The 22166-nt window shown below is 69.1% G+C and carries 13 protein-coding genes and 1 pseudogene; 9 read left to right on the forward strand and 5 right to left on the reverse strand.

Annotation, left to right across the window (positions count from 1 at the left end; genetic code table 11):
• Positions 1 to 109 precede the first annotated feature (109 nt).
• Positions 110 to 1120: an SEC-C domain-containing protein gene (locus ACF1AG_RS04375; protein WP_359607675.1), complete on the forward strand. Its 1011-nt coding sequence runs from the start codon at positions 110 to 112 to the stop codon at positions 1118 to 1120.
• 114 nt (positions 1121 to 1234) lie between these two features.
• On the opposite strand, the gene ACF1AG_RS04380 is transcribed toward ACF1AG_RS04375, so the two are convergent.
• The gene (locus ACF1AG_RS04380; RefSeq protein ID WP_391809292.1) at positions 1235 to 2068 is read right to left on the reverse strand and encodes an alpha/beta fold hydrolase; all 834 of its coding nucleotides are present in this window, start codon (positions 2066 to 2068) and stop codon (positions 1235 to 1237) included.
• A 240-nt stretch (positions 2069 to 2308) separates the two neighbouring features.
• Positions 2309 to 2676, reverse strand: a pseudogene (locus tag ACF1AG_RS04385) (iron chaperone).
• A gap of 128 nt (positions 2677 to 2804) precedes the next feature.
• On the opposite strand from ACF1AG_RS04385, the gene ACF1AG_RS04390 reads away from it, so the two are divergent.
• Genes ACF1AG_RS04390 through ACF1AG_RS04400 form a run of 3 tightly spaced genes read left to right on the forward strand, consistent with a single transcriptional unit; the run spans position 2805 to position 5520 of the window.
• Positions 2805 to 3215: a very short patch repair endonuclease gene (locus ACF1AG_RS04390; protein WP_359604078.1), complete on the forward strand. Its 411-nt coding sequence runs from the start codon at positions 2805 to 2807 to the stop codon at positions 3213 to 3215.
• A complete protein-coding gene (locus tag ACF1AG_RS04395; RefSeq protein ID WP_359604072.1) occupies positions 3203 to 4198 on the forward strand; it encodes a DNA cytosine methyltransferase in 996 nt (331 codons plus the stop codon). The genes ACF1AG_RS04390 and ACF1AG_RS04395 overlap by 13 nt, the downstream gene beginning before the upstream one ends.
• A gap of 11 nt (positions 4199 to 4209) precedes the next feature.
• Positions 4210 to 5520 carry a DNA cytosine methyltransferase gene (locus ACF1AG_RS04400; protein WP_359604068.1) on the forward strand — a complete coding sequence of 437 codons (1311 nt, stop codon included), beginning with the start codon at positions 4210 to 4212 and terminating at the stop codon, positions 5518 to 5520.
• Positions 5521 to 5530: 10 nt separating this feature from the next.
• Here ACF1AG_RS04400 and ACF1AG_RS04405 read toward each other — a convergent pair whose 3' ends face one another.
• Genes ACF1AG_RS04405 through ACF1AG_RS04415 form a run of 3 tightly spaced genes read right to left on the reverse strand, consistent with a single transcriptional unit; the run spans position 5531 to position 9591 of the window.
• Positions 5531 to 6394 carry a DUF6339 family protein gene (locus ACF1AG_RS04405; protein ID WP_359604066.1) on the reverse strand — a complete coding sequence of 288 codons (864 nt, stop codon included), beginning with the start codon at positions 6392 to 6394 and terminating at the stop codon, positions 5531 to 5533.
• Positions 6391 to 7386 carry a hypothetical protein gene (locus ACF1AG_RS04410; RefSeq protein WP_359604064.1) on the reverse strand — a complete coding sequence of 332 codons (996 nt, stop codon included), beginning with the start codon at positions 7384 to 7386 and terminating at the stop codon, positions 6391 to 6393. The genes ACF1AG_RS04405 and ACF1AG_RS04410 overlap by 4 nt, the downstream gene beginning before the upstream one ends.
• A gap of 3 nt (positions 7387 to 7389) precedes the next feature.
• Positions 7390 to 9591, reverse strand: coding sequence for a helix-turn-helix domain-containing protein (locus ACF1AG_RS04415; RefSeq protein ID WP_391809293.1), 2202 nt, complete (start codon positions 9589 to 9591; stop codon positions 7390 to 7392).
• A gap of 433 nt (positions 9592 to 10024) precedes the next feature.
• Between ACF1AG_RS04415 and ACF1AG_RS04420 the strand changes: the two genes are divergently transcribed.
• The 5 genes from ACF1AG_RS04420 to ACF1AG_RS04440 all read left to right on the forward strand — a co-directional run bounded on the left by ACF1AG_RS04420 (position 10025) and on the right by ACF1AG_RS04440 (position 22161).
• The gene (locus tag ACF1AG_RS04420; RefSeq protein WP_359604060.1) at positions 10025 to 10231 is read left to right on the forward strand and encodes a hypothetical protein; all 207 of its coding nucleotides are present in this window, start codon (positions 10025 to 10027) and stop codon (positions 10229 to 10231) included.
• Between the two features lie 155 nt (positions 10232 to 10386).
• Positions 10387 to 15153 (forward strand): DEAD/DEAH box helicase, encoded by a 4767-nt coding sequence (locus ACF1AG_RS04425; RefSeq protein WP_391809294.1) that lies wholly within the window; start codon positions 10387 to 10389, stop codon positions 15151 to 15153.
• On the forward strand, positions 15150 to 17054 hold the full coding sequence (locus ACF1AG_RS04430) for a UvrD-helicase domain-containing protein (protein ID WP_391809295.1): 1905 nt from the start codon (positions 15150 to 15152) through the stop codon (positions 17052 to 17054). Before ACF1AG_RS04425 ends, ACF1AG_RS04430 begins: the two co-directional genes overlap by 4 nt.
• Positions 17051 to 20296 (forward strand): helicase-related protein, encoded by a 3246-nt coding sequence (locus ACF1AG_RS04435; protein ID WP_359604054.1) that lies wholly within the window; start codon positions 17051 to 17053, stop codon positions 20294 to 20296. Before ACF1AG_RS04430 ends, ACF1AG_RS04435 begins: the two co-directional genes overlap by 4 nt.
• Positions 20293 to 22161, forward strand: a complete 1869-nt coding sequence (locus tag ACF1AG_RS04440) for a DUF1998 domain-containing protein (RefSeq protein WP_359604052.1) — start codon at positions 20293 to 20295, stop codon at positions 22159 to 22161. Before ACF1AG_RS04435 ends, ACF1AG_RS04440 begins: the two co-directional genes overlap by 4 nt.
• Positions 22162 to 22166: the final 5 nt, after the last annotated feature.

Raw genomic sequence — 22166 nt, forward strand, 5'->3', positions numbered from 1 at the left:
GGAACGGTCGTGGGACCCGCGGCGAACCGTCGGCGAGTCGGCCGTGGACCGGCCCCGGAGGGCCCTGGGGCCCTCACTTCTGTCACCTGTCGGCAGTACGGTGTCCCCCATGCGCCCCGACACGCCTGCCGAAAACGTCGACCACATCAACGAGGCCGCCCGTCTGGAGCGGACCGCCGACCGCTACCCCGAGGACGCCGAGGCCCTGCTGCTGCGGGCCGCCGCGCACCGGGAGCTGGCCGGCGACCGCCCGGCCGCCACGGCGCTCTACGACCGCCTGCTGACCTCGGGCGCGGACCTGGACAACCCGTACCTGGTCCGCGCCCTGAAGGCCTCCAACCTGTGGGAGTACGGCCACGAGGCGGAGGCCCGCGCGATCATCGACGGCATCCGCACGGCTTCCCCGCGCGACCCCGCCTCCTGGGTGATCGTCGCGGAGGCGCTGGAGGCGCACGACGAACTGGAGCAGGCGCACGAGACGTTCACCGAGGCGGTGCGCCTGCTGCTGACGGGAGTGAGCGAGCCGCCACGCGCCACGTACCCGCTGCTCTTCGGCCGCCACCGGGTGCGCAGGATGCTGGGCGCGGCGCACGACGAGTGGGACGCGCTCGCCGATTCCGTGCACGGGCACCCCATCGGCCTGGACGAGCTGCACGACCCGAAGCGCGTGTGGTCGCTGGGCTCGGAGAACCCGGAGGAGCTGGAGGCGGAGATCCTGCGGCTGCGCGCGGAGCTGGGCGCGTACCGGGAGGCGCTGTCCCGCCCGTTCCCGGTGGCGGTGCTGCACTGGTCGGCCGACGAGCTGACGGAACTGACGGAGGCTTACCCGGACCTCGCGGAGGAGTACCCGTCCTACGAGGCCCACCTGGCGACGATAGAGGCGGCCCTGCGCGAGTTGGCCGCCTCCGGGACGCCGAACCTGGGCATCGTGCGGGGCACGGTCCCGTCGTACGAGGCGTTCGCCGCGTCGGAGCTGACGTCCCCGTCCGACGCCTCACTCCTCCCCCAGTACGCGACGACGCTGGCGGCGCGGGGTCGCGCGGTGGCGTGGCCGCCGGAGCGGTCGGAGGCGTGCTGGTGCGGGTCGGGTCAGGTGTACGGGGAGTGCCACGGGGAGTAGGCGTTGTTCTGCGCTTTCGCGCTGCACGCTGTGCGCTGACGCGGGCAGGGGCGCGCCCGGCCGCCGGTTCGTCCGGGGCCGGGCGCGCTCGTCGTTGACGGGGTTGTCGCCGCGTTACTTGGCGAGGAAGGCGAGGAGGGCGTCGGTGACCTCCTGGGCGTGGGTCCACAGCAGGCCGTGCGGGGCGCCCTCGACGACGACGTAGTCGGCCTGGGGCAGGGCCCGGTGGAAGGGCTCGCCGGTGGCCTCGATGGGGAGGATCCGGTCGGCGGTGCCGTGCAGGATCAGCGCCGGGACGTCAATCTTCGCCACGTCGGCGCGGAAGTCGGTGGTCCAGGTGGCGACGGCGGCGATGGAGGCGTACGGGGAGGAACCGGCGGCCACGTTCCAGCTGTTGCGCAGGGCCTCTTCGCTGATGCGGGTGCCGAGGTTCTCGTCCAGGTTGTAGAAGTCCCGGTAGAACGCGGTGAAGTAGGCGTACCGGTCCTCGGTGACGGCCTTCTCGATGCCCTCGAAGACGGAGCCGTCGACGCCCGTGGGGTTGTCGTCGGTCTTGAGCAGGTACGGCTCGAGCGAGGCGAGGAAGGCGGCCTTCGCGACACGCTCCGACCCGTACGTCCCGAGGTAGCGCCCGACCTCACCGGTGCCCATGGAGAACCCGACGAGGACCGCGTCGCGCAGGTCCAGGGTCTCCATGACGGTGTTCAGGTCGGCGGCGAAGGTGTCGTAGTCGTACCCGGTGGTCGGCTGACCGGACTGCCCGAACCCGCGCCGGTCGTAGGTGATGACCCGGTAGCCGGCGGCGAGCAGGGCGCGGGTCTGCTTCTCCCAGGAGTGACCGTCGAGCGGGTACCCGTGGATCAGCACGACCGGCTGCCCGGTGCCGTGGTCCTCGTAGTACAGCTCGATGTCGGTGCTGTTCTCCTGGCCGACGGTGATGAACGGCATGGTGTCTGCCCTTCTTCTGTGAGGTCTGGTGTGCGGTGAGCTGATGAAGAAGATAGCGCGCCGTTTAGTTGTGCGCAACTAGATTGCGCACAACTTATTTGGAGGAGGTGGGGCCGGGGGCCGGGGGCCGGGGGCCGGGGGCCGGGGGCCGGGGGCCGGGGGCCGGGGGTGCCGGAGGCCGGGGGTGCCGGAGGCCGGGGGTGCCGGGGCGCCGGGGCGCGGGGGCGCGGGGCGCCGGGGTTACTGGGCGACCGGGCCGGAGGCGGCCGCGGTGGCCCGGAGCAGGTCGCGGACGAGGCCGAGGTCGACGCTGCTGGCCTACGGAAGCGGAGGCAGCTCTTGCCCATGTCCTGACCGGCCAGCCGCTCGGCGAAGGCGTCACGGACGTCGCCGCGGAGGAGGCAGAAGGAGATGTACTGCTTCTGGCCGGCGAACGCGATCTCGGCGACGCCGTCCCGCTGGTACGCGGGCATCCCGTAGGCCATGACCTCCATGAACCCATTGAGTTCGGCCCAGCACAGCTCCCGCAGCCGCGCCAGGACGACCTTGCGGTCGTCAGGGACCTCGGTGAGGTAGGCGTCGACGTGGGGCGCGGGGCTTTGCACCATGCGGTGCGCTTATGACGGGGCTCGGGGCGTGCTCCCACGGCCACGAAGACCTCCGCGCAGGCATCCGACGCCGGCAGAATGCTGGTGTGTCCGGTGTCGTCCCGTCCTCCTCCAGCGTCTCCGCCCGCATGAGCAGGCAGGTGAGCAGGGACACCGGAGCCGAACTGGCCGTACGACGGCTGCTGCACGCGGCCGGAATGCGATACCGCGTCGAGTACCCGGTGCCGGGAATGGCACGACGACGCATCGACGTGGCCTTCACCCGCGCGAAAGTGGCCGTCCTCATCGACGGCTGCTTCTGGCACGGATGCCCGGAGCACGCCACACACCCCAAGTCCAACGCCGACTGGTGGCGCGCGAAGCTGGAGCGCAACATGGCTCGGGATCGGGAGACGACCGAGCATCTGACCGCGGTCGGGTGGACGGTTCTGCGATTCTGGGAGCACGAGGACCCGGAGGACGTGGCCACCCGGGTGAGAGCGGTCGTGGAAGGGCGCCTGGCGGAGCGGGCGGGAAAGCAGGGGGCATGGGGGGACTGACGTTCGTGGACGTGTGCTCGGGGGCGGGCGGACTCGCGCTCGGCCTGGAGCAGGCCGGATTCGAACCGCGGCTGCTCCTGGACGACGACGCTGACGCCGTCGCGACGCTGCGGGCCAACCGGCCGCACTGGAACGTGCTCGACGCCGACCTGCTCGACTTCGACCCGTCCGAGCACCCGGAGAGCTACGACGTGGATCTACTCTCGGCGGGGTTGCCGCGGGTGAAGTCGAGTGCGACCGCCCGACGGGCCGAATCAGGGCGGGAAGAACGCCTGTTGGAGGCAGCGGTCTACCTGGCCCACGCCATCAGACCGCGAGCCGTGATCATCGAGAACGTTCCCGATCTCGCCCACGCGGACAGGTATCAGCGCTTCCGCGACTTCGCGCGCGCCGAACTGGCGCACTTGGGTTACGAGTTCAGCTGGTTCGTCGTGAACGCCGTCGACTTCGGCGTGCCGCAGAACCGTAAGCAGGGTGTGTTGGTGGCCGTCGAGCGACGACGGGCCGAGGCGTTCCGTCCGCCGGCGCCGACAGTGAGGCGACCCGTCACGGTCGGCGCCGCCCTGGGGCCGTCCATGGCGGCACGTGGATGGCCGGACGCAGCCCGTTGGGCCGCGCAGGCCGATCAACCGGCTCCCACCCTCGTCGGAGGCTCGAAGAACCGAGGAGGCGCGGATCTCGGGCCGACCGGGGCCAAACGGAAGTGGGCGACCATGGGTGTCAACGCGCACACGGTGGGCAACGAGGTGCCCGGCCCCGACTTCGTGTGGGATCCCGCGCTCGGCAGGGACACCATGGTGAAGATCACAGTCGAGCAGGCAGCGCTGGTGCAAGGGTTCCCCGAATCGTGGCAGGTCACAGGACTCAAGACCGCCCGGTACCGCCAGATCGGGCACGCGACACCGCCGTCCGTCGGCCAGGCACTGGGCCGGGCCGTCGCCGAAGCGCTGACCAGGGGTCCGGTGGCGCCCGCTGCCGGCTAGACTTCCGCCACATGACCAGCACGCCGCCCCACCAGTCCATCCTCGACAAGCCCTTTGTCCTGGATCTCTTCGCCGGCCCCGGCGGGCTGGACGTCGCCGGTCACACCTTGGGGCTCCCTAGTCTCGGGATCGAGTGGGACAGAAGTGCGTGCCTGACGCGCTACGCGGCCGGCCTGGACACCCTTCACGCCGACGTGAGCGCGGTCCGCCGGGACTCCTTCGAGTCACTGCCGCCGGAGATCAACGTGCTCGCCGGTGGCCCCCCTTGCCAGACGTACTCGGTGGCCGGGAAAGGCGCGGGACGCAAGGCTCTGGACGAGGTCAAGAAGTTCATCGAACGACTCATGGCGGGTGATCCCGACGAGGAGATCGACAAGGAGCTGAAGAACCTCAGCGACCCGCGCACCGCACTGGTGCTCGAACCTCTGCGCTACGCGATCCAGGCGACCCGGAGTCCGAACCGGGGGCGTCGACCGTACGACGTCATCGTCCTGGAACAGGTTCCCTCGGTCGAAGCGCTCTGGAACCGCTACGCCGAAGTTCTGCAGGAGATCGGCCTCCCCGACGGCACCAAGTACAAGGTCGTCGTGGACGTCCTGAGAACCGAGACCTACGGCGTACCGCAGACCCGGTCGCGTGCCGTTCTGATCGCCCGTCGTGAAGGACTCGGTGATCCCTCCTTGCCCGAGCCGACCCACCGCGCCTACGAGGCGAGGGAATGGAATCGCAGAAACGGTGAAGTCGCGTCAGCGACGATCCAACCGACCCTCTGCGACGGGGAGGTGCCCGAACCGGTGGGGAGCATCCCAGAGGACGACGGTCTGGAGCACTGGACGTCCATGGGCGACGCGCTCGCCGAGCCGGTGGGCACGCACCCGGGCCGCAGGACCCCCTTCTTGATCCGGTCGAACTACGGCAGTTCGGGGAACCCGGGGCGACGCGGAGTGCGGACCGACCGACAGCCCGCCACCACCGTCACCGGCCGTATCTCACGCTTCGTGGTCTTCGAGTCCGTCGGTGACCACCGCCCCGACGTCGTCCGGGAAGGTCCGAGGTTCAGCATGAACGAGGCGGGAATGCTGCAGAGCTTCCCACCGGACTATCCGTGGTCGGGCACGGCCAAGGCCCAGCAGGTGGGCAACGCCGTGCCGCCCCTTTTCGGGGCCCACCTGCTGAGCGCGGCGCTCGGTCTTCCCGCTCCGGCCCCGGAGACGATGCGCGAACCGTGGGTTCCCGCCACGGAGGAGCAGCGGGCCAAACTGCGCAGCCACGGCTGCGGAGCGGCGGACGACTGCACCGCCCGCTGCCCTCGTCCCGAATAGCGCCGCTGTATCAGTCCTCGCTCTTCCGGTCCCTGACCGGGGCGGTCTCGAACAGCTCCGTGAAGTAGTCGGTGAGCGTTGTCACGGAACGCTTCGGAACCGGGTCCTCGTCGGGCCCCTCCGGGAGGACATGACGCGAGACCGGTGCAGCCGCCTGCGCCTCCTCGATCCAGGCCCGCAGAGGCATGGGATCCCTGGGCTCGTCGGGCGCGAGGATGTCGTAGATCAAGGTCGCTCCGGCTGCGTTGACTGCGACGCTCAAACCGTCGATCTCCCGCCCTGTGGTGACCTTTCCGGCCCTCAGCAGACGAACCAGGGCCTGGGCCGTGGGACGGTGGTCGATCAGATCCTTCTTGAGAACGCTGTGAATAAGGTCCTGATTGCTGCACGCGACCTCGACCGGCTTGTAGTCCGGCCCGTCCCGGAAAAGCTCAGCTGCCCACCACAGACGAGAAAAGCACTGCCGGTCTCCGGAGCCACTGAAGCGCTCCCCCGCCACCCGCCCTGAGGCCTTTGACAAGTGACGCCACACCACGTAGTCAGGGGCGACGGCCAACGCCAAGTGGTTCCACAACCGTTTCTCCGCCGCCTCCCTCCGCGTCAGACGCAAGGTGGCATGGAGCCGTGGCGCGAGCCAGGCGTCGGCCTTGGTGCGCTCGTCTCGGAACTCGAACATGGCGTCCTCGACCAGGCTGCGGATCGGCTCGACCGACCACCGGGCGTCGTCCTCGGGGAGCGGTTCGACGACCTTGGCGAGGTCGATGCCGCTGTGGACCTCTTCACCTCTGAGCAGGCCGTCGGTGAGGAAAGCGTCCGCAGCCGAGCCGGAGAGCAGCGCCAAACGCTCCGGTACGTGGTGGGGCTGGGTGATCACGTCTCGCTCTCCCTGTTGGTCCGTTCCAGACTGCGGATCATGTAGCCCACCGCCTTGGCGGCCTCGGCCCGCCGGATCGCCGCGTAGTGGATGCGGGTCTGCAACTCGCCCCAGCCCGAGTCACCGGTACGTCGGCGGTGCACCTGGCGCAGGGCCTCCTCGACGTGCACGCCGGGTACGACGTCCGGGAGCATCTCCCGCAGCACCTCGCCCTGCCAGTCGGTCGGGAAGACCGGACCACCGGCGGGATCCACCTCCAGGTCACCGATGGCACCGTGGAACACCGCCGTCCACACGTCCGTGGCCATCTGCGCGACCAGGAGATCGCGAACCTTGCTGTCCACACCGGAGCCGTTGCTGTCCAACAACCCGACGATGCCGTCGATGTCGGTGTTGACGAACACCGTGGGGACACGCGCCGTGGTGTCCACGAGCCAGGGCGCGTCGGCGTAGGCGCGGAGCCATTCCTTGGAGCTCTTGCTGAACGACGCCTTTCGGACGTCCAGTCGCAGACCTCTGACCGGCTCGTCGGAGACGGTGTCGACGATCCAGTTGCGGTCGGTCTCGGTGATCGACCGTCCGCGCACGCCGTCGACCGTTCCCACTGCGTATGCGCTGAGGGAGGCTCGTCCCAGGTGATCGTCACGGAGCAGTTCCAGGGAACCCGACCAGTCGCGGCTGCCCTCGTTGTCACGTGTGAGGGCTGTCGACGTACGGATGTTGGTCTCACCGTCGGTCAACACCCCGAGGACGCGCAGATCGGACCAGGCAGCGTCCGGGGCATCAGCGCCGGGCGGCAGTGTGGCCGTGACACCGATCGTGGCGCTCACCCAGTCCGCGTGGCCCGCGACACCGAGGGCGACGGCCTGCTCCTGGACCGAGTAGGCGCTGGTGTCCAGTGGGTCACGGGTGCCGTCGGTCAGCTTGAGGGCGACCGACGTCACCCTGAGCGTGATCGGGCGGTTGAGCCGCTTGTACGGGTAGATCTTCACGCGTCACGCCCCCTTGCCGGCGCGCAGTTCGAGGACGAGGCGAGTGAGCGTGGTCCGCACGGGATGGCTGGAGACGTCGGTGACGCCCCGGAACTTCGCGCGGCGCGTACCGGGCGGGAAACGCAAGGTCCCACCTTCCACCTCACAGCCGTCGACAGCCACGAGTTCCGCCCAGTCGAGCCTCGGGCGCCCTCCGGAACGGACATCCATCTGAGCGACCGGCACCATCGGGACGATCTCGTCACCGCGCGGAATGCTCACTTCCGCGGCGATCAACCACTCCCCCTGGCCCCCGATCGTCGCCTCGAGCCCGTCCAGCACCGGCACCACCGGGCCGGACGGCACCTTGGCCCTGGGCCGGCTCTTGACGGTCAACGCCTTGCGCAGCGCCTCTCCGCCCTCACCCTTGCTGCGCTTGGGGCGGGCGACGAGTTCTCTCACCGCGCTGTTGACTTCGGTGGTCAGGTTGCTGATCCGCCGATACGCGGAGGGGGACCAGCGCAGGGACAGTTCCTCCGTCTGGCCCCAGCGATCGTGCTCAGGGGGCTCGGCCGCACGCAGGAACTCCTCGGCCTCCTTCGCGAAGGGGGCCGACTCCCCGGCGGCGGCCCCCACCAGGAGAACGGCTTGGAAGGGGTTGGTGCCGAGTGGGAGATTCGGGACCGTGGCCTTCTTGACCGTCATGCGGTTGCCGCGCAGCGAGTGCACTTGATTCTTGGGGGTGTCCTTGTCGCCGGACGCCTCGGTGACCAGCAGGACAGCCTGGTGAGTGCCGAGCGTCCCGCGGGCCCCTCCGGTCAGCGGTAGCTTCAGCGGGACGTTCCTGATCGCCACCTGCCCGGCCTCGGTGAGCCGGTCCACCGTGGTCCCCTCGTAGTGGGCCCGCAAGGCGCGCGTGCGGGAGGGCTGTTCGACGGACGGGTCCACCTTCGTCTCCGCCACGACCTCTTCGCCGTTGCGCAGAGCGCGGACGGAGACCTCCAGCAGCGGGAGCCGACCACCTCCACCGATCATGGCGGCCCAGAAGTCGCGGCCCAGCGCCTCGACCAGTCGACCGTGCATTCTGACGATGTCGCGTGAGTCCTCCGGCCCCTCCTCGTCGCGAGGCTTCCCGTCCTGGTCGTAGACGTCCCCTTCGAGACTGGCCACGTCGTGCGCGCCCACGATGAGGAAGGACGTACCGGGTTCGTCACTGTCCCGGCTCAGATGCAGACGGGCCACGGCCTCCTCGTCCGCCCACCAGGAGCGGGCGACCTCGGCGCCCGGCGTGTCGGGGTCGGGGCGCCCCAACCAGGCGGGCCCCGCGTAGGTGCGTCCGTCGACCTCACGCCAGGGCAGTTCGAGACGGCCGATCACCCGTCGCTCGGTACGCCCCTCGTGCGGCACTGACAGGGTGGAGTTGATGAGCACGAGACCGAGGGCGCTGGTGGCCCACAGCGTGGCCTTGCCCAGGCCGTACGAACCACCGGCGGCGGGACCGGACTTCAGGCTCTCGAGCTGACGCCGGACGACGGCGGCGAACTTGCCGTCCGCGTAGTCGTCACCGATGAGCCCGGAAGCGTTGTAGTCATCGACCCGCAGAAGAACCAGCCGGCCCCTCTCGTACATGTCGCGTACACCGGCGTCGACGACCCGACCGACTTTCTGGTTGCCCGCGCGCTCCGAGACTGCGGAGTAGTGCGGGAAGAGGTCGTTCCAGAGGATCGCGTCACGGAAGGCTTCCAGATGCTCTCCGGTCAGCTCGTGCAGGGTGTAACGAACGCGTACGGGACGACCGTTCTCCGTCAACCGCTCATCGAGACTGTTCTGGCAGGTCTCGCGCGCGAGGATCTGGACGTCGGCGTCGAAGGCGAAGGCCGCGGCGTTGCCCAGGTCGCGACCACCGTCGGGATAACCGGGACGGTGGTACCAGGTGACCGGGAGGCCGGCTCGGGTGTCGGTGGTGCGGGTGTGCAGTGTGCCGACGTCCGTACCGAGCGCGTCGGCGATCTCCCTCATGACGGTCGGGCGAGGGGTCGACCGCCCGGCGATCCACGCGGATACGGCGGCCCGGGTCAACCCGAGCTCCTTGGCCAGTTCGGCCTGCGTCTTCCCTGTGAGCTTCAGCTGCCGGGCCAGCCACGGCCCGAACTCCTCGCTTGTCTCCACGCGCCACCTGCTCTTCCTCGGGTCGTGGAGGGAGGCTAATTTGACGATCACGATCATGTCAACCAGAAGTTAACCGGCCGAAGAGCGGCACCCGGTCCAGTCAGTCAGTCCGATATCACCTGGTTCGCCCCTGATCTCACCCACATCTCTGTTTCACACAAACGGAGGTCGTCAACTCCCTTTAAAGAAAGAGGCATTGAGGCTTGCCGACACCACAGAACACCGGTACCTTCGCCATGTTGGAAAAGCCAACTCGCTCGAGAACCGGTTCGTCCGGGACCGGGCGATCTGGTCAGAGGTGCACCCTCACGCGTTCAACGAGCGTTTGAGGCAACGTTATTGAGAAAGTTCTGGCGGCCGGGTGATCCAGTCGCTACCGTGATCAGCGGGAGCGAATCCCACAACAGGACCAATTCACTTCACGGGGGCGTTACCCGATTACACCCCTGCGCGAATCACAGAAACATCGACCGACAGGGGTGGGGACGATATGAACGAGGACGAGTGTTTTCCCTTACTGCTCTCCCATCGGGAGCGCAGCGCACTTGAGCTGGAAAACGCGGATGTGGTGAGCAAGGTCGAAGTCGTGGACCTCCCAATCCGGCATGAGTTGTCCGAGGACGACTCCTCCACGGGACCGCTCGACCTGGACGGGACGGCTCCGGCGCCTCTGGGCGAGAGCCCTCCCGCCGCCTGATCCCTGCACATCACACCCGTATGACCTGCACGAATTCCCGCCGGGGAGATCTCCGGACCAGTGCGCGTCGACACCATGGGCCGGCTCGCCTACAGCCGGCGAGCCGGCCCACCATCCAGCTTCTCACCACCTTTGACATCAGGAGTGTCGCCACGGTGCCGTCCTCTTCATCAGCGGTGATCAAAACGGTTCTCGAACAGTCGTCACGTGTTCTGCAGACGTATGCGGTTGACCCCGGACTTGTAGCCGAACACGCCAATGGTGAGCGCCGTATCACACAAGGCGGCTACGGCGATCGGCAGCTTTTCGAACTCGTCCAGAACGCGGCCGACGAAATCGCGGACGAACCCGGTGGGCGTGTCCACGTGGTTCTCACGGAATCGCGCCTGTACTGCGCCAACGAAGGCAGCCCGGTCACCCCGGAAGGGGCGGAGACCATCCTTCGAATGAGTATGTCGAAGAAGCGTGGTGGGCAGATCGGACGGTTCGGCGTCGGGGTGAAGTCGGTTCTCGTGGTGACCGACGCGCCGGAATTCTTCAGCCGCACCGGGAGTTTCGGATTCGACCGCGCCTGGTCCTACGAGCAGATCAAGACCGTGCCCGGTGTGACGGAGCGCTACGGACCGGAGTTCGACGCTCCCGTCCTGCGGATGGCCCGCCCGCTCGACATGGAGGCCGAACGTGCCGCCGATCCCGTGCTGGACAAATTGCTGACCTGGGCGACCACGGTCGTTCGGCTCCCGCTGCTCCCGAAGGCGGACAACCGGCTGGGCAAGGACATGCACGGAAACCGTGGCAAGGACCACGGTGAGCCCCGTGAGGAGTTCCCCCTCGGGTTCCAGCTCTTCTCACCCCACGTCGCCGAGGTCGTGCTGGAGGACCACCGTCCCAGGCCCGTGGTGCGCCGGACCCTCACCTCCCGCCAGACCGGTGACCTGCACACCGTGACCGAGGAGCGCACAGGAAAGGCTCTCTCCACGGAGCGGTGGCGCGTGTTCACCACAACGCACGAACCGGGACCCGCGGCCCGCGCGGACGCCGGAGAGCTGCACGACCGGGTCGCACTCGACCTGGCCTGGGCCGTCCCCGCACTGGAACGGGACGCGGAGAGCAACCTGCACGTCAGCCCTCGCTCCCGTGGCCGCGGCAAGTTCTGGTCGTTCTTCCCCACCAAGTACGAGATGTCGCTCAGCGGCATCCTCAACGGAGCGTGGAAGACCAACGAGGACCGGCAGAACCTGCTCGACTCCTCGCCGTTCAACCAGGAAATGATCAAGGTGTCGGCGAAGCTGGTCGTCGACTCCCTGCCCGCACTCTCCCCGGCCGAGGATCCGGCCGCTTACCTCCCGCTGCTCCCCGGTCGTGTGAAGGAGTCGATCAGCTGGGCGGACGAGTTCCTGACCCGGGAGATCTGGGCCCGGACGGCCACCAGTCCCTCTCTGCCCGACCAGGACGGCGTCCTGCACGCTCCCGGGCACCTACGTGTCCACCCGCGTCTGGACAAGGACCTGAGGCAGCTCACGCGATGGCTGCGGATGTGGCACGAGTGCCCCGGACGTCCTTCGGACTGGTTGCACCCGAGCGTGGAGGCCGACGCCCTGCGCTCGGGCAAGGTCGAACACATCCTCGGTGCCGCAGGACACGAACGGGCCGGGGTCCGCGACTGGTTGGAGGCCCTCGTCGCGAACGGCACCGCCGAGGCGTCGGCGGTGGCCGTCCGCATCCTCGCCGACATGATCGAGAAGCGCTCGCCCTTCGCCGAGGAGGCCCGCAAGGCCCACATCGTGCTCACCGAGGAACACGGGATGGTCCCCCCGGTCCACGGCAAGGTGTTCCGCCGAGCCGAGCACCAGGACGGACTCCGCGAGTCCACGGTGTACGTCGTCGACGAGCTCGCCCAGGATCCGTCACTGGCGCATGCGCTCAACGTCCTCGGCATCCGCGAGGCCGACGTGGAGGGCCGGTTCACCAGCGTCCTCGACCAGGGCTTCGACCACTACGGGGAGTCCGACTGGGAGCGCTTCTGGGAGCTGTTCCGTCAGGCCGGCGTTCGTCGGTTGGCCCACAAGGTCCTGGAGCGCGTGCCCGATCCCCGAACGACACTCCGGGTGCGGACGGCCGACAAGCGATTCCGACCGGTCGCGGACTGCATGCTGCCCGGTGCCGTCGTCGACGCCGAGCGCGATCCGAGCGTAGCCGTCGACATGACGTTCCACTCCGACGACGTGTCCTTCCTGTCCTCGATCGGCCTGCTGGAGCGGCCGTCCGGCGGTGTGCAGCCGCGAGCCGATGAGGCCTGGTTCGAGGAGTACCGGGCAGCCGTCCACGCCTCCTACCTCCGTACCCTGGACAGCCGGGCCCCGCGTCCTGCGCTGAACAGGATGAAGGTCGAGGGTGCCGCGATCGGTGGTCCCCTCCATCTCTTCCGCGCCCTGTCCGAGAAGTCCCGCGCCGCCTTCCTGAAAGCGCTGCCCGACGACGCCGTGGTGGACAACTGGACGCGTCAGTTCGGCGCTCAGACCAGCACTCGGCAGGCAGTGATGTCCCCGATCCGATGGATGCTGTGCAAGCACGGCAGGGTCACCACCTCCCAGGGGATCAAGCCGCTGACGGAGGCCGTCGGCCCCCAGCTCGCCGCCTACCGCGACGTACTGCCGGTCGCCGACATCTCCCCCGAGAAGGCCCGCAAGCTGCGCCTGCCGATCACCGTCGACGAGGTTCCCGCCGACCGCTGGGACGCGCTCCTCGCCGAAGTGTCCCGTAGCGAGGACGATGCCTTCGTCGGCGCCACCTATGTGATGCTGACCCGGTTCGGAGCGACTTTCCCCGAGGATTCCCTCACCCGCTGCCGGATCGGCGACACCTGGGGCACTCGCCCGGACAACGAGATCACCCTCGCCGTCGGTGCCGCCGAGTACCGGGCCCTGCAGGCCGAACAGCTCCCCGCCCTGCTCGTGCCGACCGCCGAGGATGCCGAGCTGATGGTCGAGGAGTGGGGCATGCTCCGCTACGCCGACGTGATCAGTCGGGAGACCCGCGAGGTGCCCGAGGGCGACCCCGTCCCCCTCGTCGAGCTGTTCCCCGCGCTGCGGCAGCGCCTGAGCAGCGGCAGCCGGAACAGCATGGTGCAGCGGTGCACCGAGCTCGAGGAGGTCACCCGTACTCCCAACGGCACGCACGCCTCCCCCTTGGACGCCGTGGTCCAGAACAGCACGGTCAAGGTCCGCGTGCCGCGAGAGCCCGAGTCCATGCTCCGGCTGATCGACCGCGAGCTCGGCCTCGGCCTGGGCGCGGCCGGTTGCCGCGCGGTGCTGGAACATCAGGACCGCATGGCCAAGGACACCGCCCTGAAGGCGGCACAGAAGGCCGTTCGTGACGCCGAGGACGTCGTGACCAAACTCGAGCTGCTGATCGGTGCGGACGCACTCCGGGCCGGCCTTCCCGAAGGGCTGATGGACGCCGAACTGCAGGCGACCGGCGGCACGGAACCGTCCGGGCGCCGCATCGCCCAGATGGCTTTCAACGCGCACGGTGACGGGGTGCTCCATCAGCACGCTCGGGACATTCAGGTGCGCTTCCCCAACGCACCGGTGGGATACGGGGGCTCGTCGTCCGCCATCACGTTCGTCTCCGACCTGCGTCTGCCGGTGACCTTCGCCGGTTCCCGGACGCCCTCACCGCCCTCCTCCGAGACGATCGAGGGCCCCCGGGACTTCCCGGCGCTCCACAGCTACCAGGAGGACCTGGTCCGGAACATCTCCACACTGCTCGACCGACTCGCCCCGCAGCGCGGCATGCTGTCCCTTCCCACGGGCGCCGGTAAGACACGGGTCACCGCCGAGGCCGTCATCCGCTGGGTGAAACGGGTCGGTGACCTCAAGGGTCCGCTGCTGTGGATCGCGCAGACCGAGGAACTGTGCGAACAGGCCGTACAGAGTTGGAAGTTCGTCTGGAACAAGGTCGGCGCCGAGCGACCGCTGACCATCAGCCGATTGTGGAGCAGCAACGAGGTCGGGAACGTCGTCGACCACCCTCACCTTGTGGTCGCGACAGACGCGAAGCTGGAGCGCTGCCTGGGCACCGACCAGTACGCGTGGCTGCGTGAACCCGCCCTCGTGATCGTGGACGAGGCACACACCGCCATCTCCAAGCGCTACACGGAGATCCTCGGCCTGTTGGGCCTCACCCAGTACGAGACACGTCGTCATCTGCTCGGTCTGACCGCCACACCGTTCCGCAACACCAACGAGGACGAGACCCGCCGGTTGATCACCCGTTTCGGCAACCGGCGTCTCGACGAGGGCGTGTTCCCCTCCGGCGACCCGTACCGCGACCTGCAGGAGTGGGGCATGCTCGCCCAAGTGGAGCACCGCACCCTGGAGGGAGGGCGGATCACCCTCGACCAGGACGAGAAGACCCACGCCGAGCGGATGGCGATGCTCTCTCGTGCGGCCGAGCAACGGCTCGCCGACGACCACGCACGCAGTCAGCGCATCGTGGAGTCCGTCGCCGCGCTGCCGCCGGACTGGCCGACGTTGCTCTTCGCCACATCGGTCGACCACGCGAAGTACCTGGCCGCCATGCTCAACGACCGGGACGTCCCGTCCGCGGCCGTTGACTCCACGACCAGTACCCAGGACCGTCGGACGCGGATCGAGAACTTCAGGAACGGCCGTATCCGGGTACTCACCAACTACGGCGTCCTCACCCAGGGGTTCGACGCTCCCGCGACCCGGGTCGTGGTGGTGGCACGACCGGTCTACAGCACCAACGTGTACCAGCAGATGATCGGACGCGGTCTGCGCGGTCCCAAGAACGGCGGCAAGGACACCTGCCTGATCCTCAACGTCGACGACAACATCGCGAACTTCGACACCAAGCTGGCCTTCACCCAGTTCGAGCACCTCTGGAGCCGTACGTGACGGACGTCTACCTCGACAGCCCTCCGCTCACCGCCGAGCAACGGGCCGTCGTCGAGCAGCCCTGGGACGCCCGGGTCCTGGTCACCGCCGGAGCCGGGGCGGGGAAGACCCACACGCTGGTGCGGCGGCTCGACGCCCTCTGCGGTCACGACGACCCGGAGGAGGCGCTGGACGCCGGCGACATTTTGGTGCTCACCTTCTCCCGTGCGGCGGCGCGTGAGCTGCGCGAGCGCATCACCCGCCACGGGGACCGGGCCCGCCGGGTGCGTGCCCGGACCTTCGACGCCTGGGCGTACGGGGTGCTCCTCCAAGGACGCCCGGACCGGGACTGGGCCACGACCTCCTTCGACGAGCGGATCAGGGCGGCGGCCGAAGCCGTCGAGGAGGGTGCGCTGGAGGCCGGCGACTCGGTCCCGCCCTCCCATGTGGTGATCGACGAGGTGCAGGACCTGCTGGGCGACCGTCGGGAGCTGGTGGAGGCCCTGCTCGATCGCTACCAGGAGAGCTGTGGTTTCACCGTGGTCGGTGACGCCGCCCAGTCGGTGTACGGCTTCCAGATCGAGAACCCGGCCGAGCGCAATGACGAGACCGGCCGGTTCTTCGAGTGGCTGCGCCGCTCGTACTCCGACGACCTCGTGGAGCTGCGTCTCACCGAGAACTTCCGGGCCGTCACCCCGGAGGCACGGGTGGCGCTGTCGCACGGCCCCCGGCTCCAGAGCGTCCGGGACAGGGACGAGGCCGCCGCGCTCTACGAGGAACTGCGCGACCTCCTCCTGGACCCGGTGAACTCGCTGGGCGCTCTCGCCGACGAGTACACGCTGCAGGGTCTGCGGGACCTCGACGACACCTGCGCCGTCCTCACCCGCGACAACCGGCAGGCGCTGGTGGTCTCCCGGCTGCTCCATGAGCACGGCATCGAGCACCGGTTGCGTCGTCCCCTCGAGCAGCGGCCGGTGCCCTACTGGGTGGCGGAGCTGCTGCGTCGTACCGAGGCGACCGGACTGTCCGAGGAGCGGTTCCGATCCTTGCTGGACCAGATCCCGATGCCTTACGAGCCGAACGCGGGCGCCCTGTGGACGGTCCTGCGACGCGCGACCCGCTCACCCGGGCGGACCGCGCTCGATCTGGACCGGCTGCGCCGTCTGGTCGCCGACGGCCGCTTCCCCGACGACGCGGCCGACCCGGAGACGGCGAGGATCGTCGTCTCCACCGTGCACCGGGCCAAGGGGCTGGAGTTCGACCGCGTGATCGTCCTGGTTCCGCCGACCGTCGCGGAACTGCACAAGCGGTACGGCACCGAGGCGGATCTCCCGGCGGAGGCTCGCGCCCTGTACGTGGCGATGACCCGCGCCCGACAGGACCTCTATCACGTCGACTCCCCGGAGTTGCCGATCATCAAGAGGGCGGGGAACCGCAAGAACGGTCGGCGGTTCGTCGGCGGGTGGCGGTCGTACGACAGATTCGGCGTGGTGGCGGAGGCCGATGACGTCTGCCGGGACCACCCGCCCGGACCCACCGCTGACGCCGTGGAAGTCCAGTCCTACCTGCTGCGGGAGGTGGGCCCCGGCCAGGAGGTGCTGCTGCGCAAGCGCCACGATCTGCCGGTGGGCGAGGCCCAGAGCCCGCCGTACGCCCTGCTGCACCGGGCGCGGGAGATAGGCGAGGCCTCGGAGCGGTTCCGGCAGGACCTGTTCCGGGTGCAGAAGGTGAGCCGGACCTGGGAGCCCTGGTGGCCCGACGAGATCCAGGGCCTGCGGATCGACACCTTGGAGACGGTGACGGGCAGCGTCGCGGCCGGCGCCAACGCCGGCCTGGGCGACCGAGGTGTGTGGATCGTTCCGCGGATCACCGGCATCGGCATGTTCCGCCGGGCCGAGAACGAAGAGGAGCAGCGCGCATGACGCAGATGGCGGGTCGGCACTCCGAGCACTATCGGGTGCGGGACGAAGAACTTCTCGTGGGGTTGCGCAGGGAACTCTTCGGCCCCACCGAAGAGTCCGCGCAGGAGGACCAAGCCGAGGTGCTCCCTCACGACGCGCCGATCGACCGTTACCTGACCGGGGTGCTGTACCCCCGTGCCTCCCGGGAGCGGAGGGCCGAGAACGCCGCCGAGCAGGACGGCCCGGACACCGCGCCCGTTCTTGCCCGCCAGGACGCCGAGGAGGCCGGTGCCGCCCAGGAGGCCGGTGTCTCGGGCGACAAGCGTCCGTCCTCCATGGGTCTGACCTTCGCGGTCGATCCGGCCATAAGCGACACGATCGTGGTGTCGACGCGCGCGTCGGTCTACGAGCCCACCGACGCGGACGGCACCCCGGTCCCGGCCCGCCGCGCCGAGGCCCGGACCGTCGCGGAGCAGCGGGAGCGGTGGCGGCGCAAGGAACTCCGACTACCCGAGAAGATCGTCGATGTGACGGTACCCAACCCGGGTAAGCTGGTCGACCTCGTGCCGGAGAAGGTCGCCCTGCACGTCATCGTCAGGCGCCCTCATCCGGGCACCGGCACAGTCACCGTCACGGTCACGCTCATCAACCGGCAGAAGGTCGGTGAGCGGGACCTCCAGGACGCCTTCGCCCTGTTCCAGTGCGGCCTGGTCATCTGGGCCGCCGACGGTTCCAGCGCTTTCGTCGAGCGCCCCGCCCCGGACTCCGCGCACGACCGCGAGGTCGCCACCAGTCGACTGCTGCACCGCCATGCCCCGACGTTCGCCGTCGGCCACGGCTGCGCCGCTGCCTGGGACTGGGTCCCGTCGCCGATCGGTGTGACCGACAGCGTCCGGGCCGCCGTCCCCGAGGTGCGCAGTGAGTTCGTCCCCAGCGTGGAGGTGTTGCTGACCGACTCGAATCCGGAGATCGACAGCTCGTCGCTGTCGATGCTGGGCCTGGCCGAGAAGCCCGACACCGAGGTCCTGTCCGCTCTGGAGGCACTGGCGACGGGGTACGAGGACTGGATCGCCCGTAAGTCCGCCGAGGCCGACTCACTGGTCGGCAGCTCTCACGAACAGTCTGCACGAGATCAGGTGGAAGCCTGCCGTGAGGCGCTCGGCCGGATCCGTGAGGGCATCGAACTGCTGCGCACCAAACCTGACCTCATGCGGGCGTTCCGGCTCGCCAACCGTGCCATGGCCGACCAACGTGCCCGCAGCGTCTGGGTGAAAGGCGGACGCTGCGGCGGGCCCGATCCGGCCGCCGGCCGTTGGCGTCCCTTCCAGATCGCCTTCCTGCTGCTCTGCCTGGCCGGCATCGACGACCCCGGGCACGACGACCGGGAGGTCTCCGACCTGCTCTGGTTCCCGACCGGTGGTGGCAAGACCGAGGCGTACCTCGGCCTGATCGCCCTGACGTCCTTCCTGCGCCGCATCCGCAAGGGCGCGCAAGGCGGCGGAGTCACCGTCCTCATGCGCTACACGCTGCGGCTGCTCACCCTGCAGCAGTTCGAGCGTGCGGCGATCCTGCTCTGCGCCATGGAACACATGCGGGCCCGCACACCCGAGCTGGGCGACGAGCCGTTCTCCGTCGGCATGTGGGTGGGGCGCTCCGCCACTCCCAACACGCTGGCGGAGGCCGCCGCCAGGCTCGACGAGCTGCGTGCCGACCTCGACAAGCGTCTCGCCACCGAGAATCCCGTCCAGTTGCACGCCTGCCCCTGGTGCGGGACCCGGCTCGACGCCCGGGACTACGAGGTCGACGAGGACGCCAAGCGGATGCACATCCGTTGTCCCGGCACAGACTGCGACTTCACCGGTGGTCTTCCCGTCCACCTGATCGACGAGGCGGTGTACGACGCGCGTCCGACGCTGGTGATCGCCACTGTCGACAAGTTCGCGTCGATGCCGTGGCGTCCGGCGACCTCCGCGCTGTTCAACCTGGACGACCCCACCGACGGCACTCCTCCCCCGGAGCTGATCGTCCAGGACGAGCTCCACCTGATCTCCGGCCCTCTGGGCACGCTCACCGGCCTGTACGAGACCGCTGTCGACGCCTTGGCCGAGCGGCCCAAGGTGATCGCGTCCACGGCGACCATCCGTCGTGCCGCCGACCAGGGCCGGCATCTCTTCGCCCGGGAGGTGCGGCAGTTCCCGCCCGCGGGTCTGGACGCGCGCGACTCGTGGTTCGCGGTGGAGACGCCGCGCGAGGAGAAGGCGAGCCGCCGCTACGTCGGCCTCCTGGCTCCTGGCACCAGTCAGTCCACGCTGCTGATCCGGACGTACGCCACGTTGCTGCACCGGGCCATGCACGCGGACACCGACGACAAGGTGCGCGACGCGTACTGGAGCCTCGTCGGCTACTTCAACAGTTTGCGGTTGCTCTCCGCGGCCGAACTCCAGGTCCACGACGACGTGGTGGCGTATCTCGAACTCCTCGCCGACCGCGAGGGCGTGGCGGTGCGCTCGGTGGCGAACTACTCGGAACTGACCAGCCGGATCGACGCCAGCGACATCCCCACGCGCCTCAAGGGCATCGAGAAGCGTCTGCCCGACGAGGACACGGTGGACGTCCTGCTCGCCACCAACATGATCGCGGTGGGCGTGGACGTGGACCGACTCGGGTTGATGGCCGTCATGGGCCAACCGCAGACGACCGCCGAGTACATCCAGGCCACGAGCCGCGTCGGCCGTGCCCACCCGGGTCTGGTCGCGGTCATGCTCAACGCGGCACGGGCGCGCGACCGTTCGCACTACGAGAACTTCCAGCACTACCACTCGGCCCTCTACCGCGAGGTCGAGTCCACGTCCGTGACCCCGTTCTCCGCCCGCGCGCGTGAACGGGGACTGCACGCGGTGATCGTCGCTCTCGCCCGCACCCTCATCCCGGCCGCCCGCCCGAACGACAGCGCCGGTCAGGTCGAGTCCTACGAGCACGTGCTCCGGGGCCGCATCAGGAACCTGCTCCTGGAGCGCGTCCAGGCGGTCACCCCCTCGGAGGCCGAGGCCGTGGCACAGGGCTTCGACGAGTTCGTCGACTGGTGGTGCCGGGAGGCCGACATCCACGGTGCCTTGCTCTTCGAACCGAAGCGGGGCAGCCGTGCCCCTTCGATCCTGAAGTCGTACGACGACGACTCCGAGGACCGCCAGGCGTGGCGCACCCTGTGGAGCCTGCGCGACGTCGACGCCGAGTCCGCCCTGTTCCTGGAGGGAAGCCGATGACCCCGCCCCCCGCCCGCCGACGTCGAACCGCGGCGAGCGGCACCGCCCCGGCCCACAACCTCCCCCGTCGCGGCACGGTCCGCCGTGCCCAGGCCATCAGCACGTACGGTGTCGGATCGCTCATCGCGGTCGACCACGAGTCGTTCGTCGTCTCGGGCCTGGATCAGGCCGACCAGAGCTGGCGCAAGAACGAGTCGCCCGTCATCCATGAACGACGACTGGCCCGACTCCTCGATGTCGACTACTTCCGGCTGCCGCCGGCGTCCGACGACACCAGCAAGGACGGCCTCCGGGTCCGTCGCTTCCCCCTGACGCATTCCTGTCCCGAATGCAACGACCTGCAGCCGCACCGCGACTTCTCCCCGCCGGTCGGTCGGAGCGTCTGCGGCACGTGCGAGGTGGATCTCGTCCCCTCCCGTTTCGTCGTCGCCTGTGAGGCCGGGCACCTCGACGAGTTCCCCTACTGGCAGTGGGTGCACCGCTCGCCCGACCGTGACTCCACGAGGATCGGCTCATGCGGCGGCAAGCTCAGGATGCGCACGACCGGACGCACCTCCTCGCTCCGCTCCATCGTCATCTCCTGCACCTGCGGTCAGGTGCCCGAGGTGTCGATGGAGGGCTCCTTCCGCAGGAATGCCCTGAAGGACCTGCGCCTCACCTGTCGAGGCGCCCGCCCCTGGCTCGGTACCTCCGCCACGGACCCGAAGGGGTGCGGACTCTCCTTGCGCACCCTGCAGCGCGGTTCCTCATCGGTGTGGCAACCGGTGCTGAAGTCCGCGCTCTCCATCCCGCCGTGGAGCAGCGGCCGTGCGGATCCGCTCGCGGAGCACTGGCCCGCCCTGCGCCAGTTCACAGACCCCGAGCACGTCCGGATCTATCTTCAGGGAGCGTTCAGGGGCGACTGTCCGCTCTCGCTGGACGAGGTCATGGACCTCCTCGATGCGGAGCGCGAGGAGGATCCCGAGGTCGACAGGGCGCCCAGCTTCGACCACCGTTATCGCGCCCTCCGCAACAAGGAGTACGAGCGTCTGTGCTCGGGCAACGACGAGAGCGAACAGTCCCGTGACGAGCAGTTCGTCTGCGAGACCCCGCTCGGCGACCCGAGTGTGCTCCGACCGCTGGGGATCACCGGCCCGATGCTGGTGAAGAAGCTTCGTGAGGTCCGAGCCCTGAAGGCGTTCACCCGTCTCGTCGACGCGGAGTCGACGACCGATCCGAAGGAGATGCCGCTCTCCGAAAAGCCACTGAGCTGGCTCCCGGCGATGGAGGTCCAGGGCGAGGGCGTCTTCCTGCGCCTGGACGAGAGCCGACTGGACGCCTGGGAGAAGGCGCCGGCCGTGGCCGCCCGGATCGAACGCGTGCGGACCGCTCACCAACGGATGCTCGAGCAGCGGGCCGACGACCCGAGCCGGGCCGTGTCGTCCCCGGCGACCCCGCGCATGGTGCTGTTGCACACCTTGGCCCACGTCCTCATCAACGAGTGGAGCCTGGAGGCCGGCTACCCGTCCGCCTCCTTGCGTGAACGCCTGTACGCCGCGGACGACATGGCCGGTGTCCTCGTCTACACGGCGACGAGCGACTCGGCGGGCAGCCTCGGCGGTCTCGTCGCTCAGGGCGAACCGGAGCCCCTCGACCGCGCTGTGCGTTCGGCGATCCGCCGGGCGGAGTGGTGCGCTTCCGACCCGCTTTGCATGGAGGCCGAGGCGGCCGGCTCGATCGGCATCAACCTCGCCGCCTGTCACGCCTGCGTGATGCTCCCGGAGACCAGCTGCGAGCACAACAACGTCCTGCTTGACCGCGCCCTGCTGGTCGGCACTCCGGACGATCGCTCCGTCGGGTTCTTCCAGCAGGTACTGGCAGGCTGAGTCGA

The organism is Streptomyces sp. NPDC014764 (genome assembly GCF_043082785.1).
In the GTDB taxonomy this organism is placed as follows: Bacteria; Actinomycetota; Actinomycetes; order Streptomycetales; family Streptomycetaceae; genus Streptomyces; species Streptomyces althioticus.

Excerpts from the sequence above, each read along its gene's own strand:
- ACF1AG_RS04375 (WP_359607675.1), top strand. The coding sequence starts at position 110 with ATGCGCCCCGACACGCCTGCCGAAAACGTCGACCACATCAACGAGGCC.
- ACF1AG_RS04380 (WP_391809292.1), bottom strand. The coding sequence starts at position 2,068 with ATGCCGTTCATCACCGTCGGCCAGGAGAACAGCACCGACATCGAGCTG.
- ACF1AG_RS04390 (WP_359604078.1), top strand. The coding sequence starts at position 2,805 with ATGAGCAGGCAGGTGAGCAGGGACACCGGAGCCGAACTGGCCGTACGA.
- ACF1AG_RS04395 (WP_359604072.1), top strand. The coding sequence starts at position 3,203 with ATGGGGGGACTGACGTTCGTGGACGTGTGCTCGGGGGCGGGCGGACTC.
- ACF1AG_RS04400 (WP_359604068.1), top strand. The coding sequence starts at position 4,210 with ATGACCAGCACGCCGCCCCACCAGTCCATCCTCGACAAGCCCTTTGTC.
- ACF1AG_RS04415 (WP_391809293.1), bottom strand. The coding sequence starts at position 9,591 with ATGATCGTGATCGTCAAATTAGCCTCCCTCCACGACCCGAGGAAGAGC.
- ACF1AG_RS04420 (WP_359604060.1), top strand. The coding sequence starts at position 10,025 with ATGAACGAGGACGAGTGTTTTCCCTTACTGCTCTCCCATCGGGAGCGC.
- ACF1AG_RS04435 (WP_359604054.1), top strand. The coding sequence starts at position 17,051 with ATGACGCAGATGGCGGGTCGGCACTCCGAGCACTATCGGGTGCGGGAC.
- ACF1AG_RS04440 (WP_359604052.1), top strand. The coding sequence starts at position 20,293 with ATGACCCCGCCCCCCGCCCGCCGACGTCGAACCGCGGCGAGCGGCACC.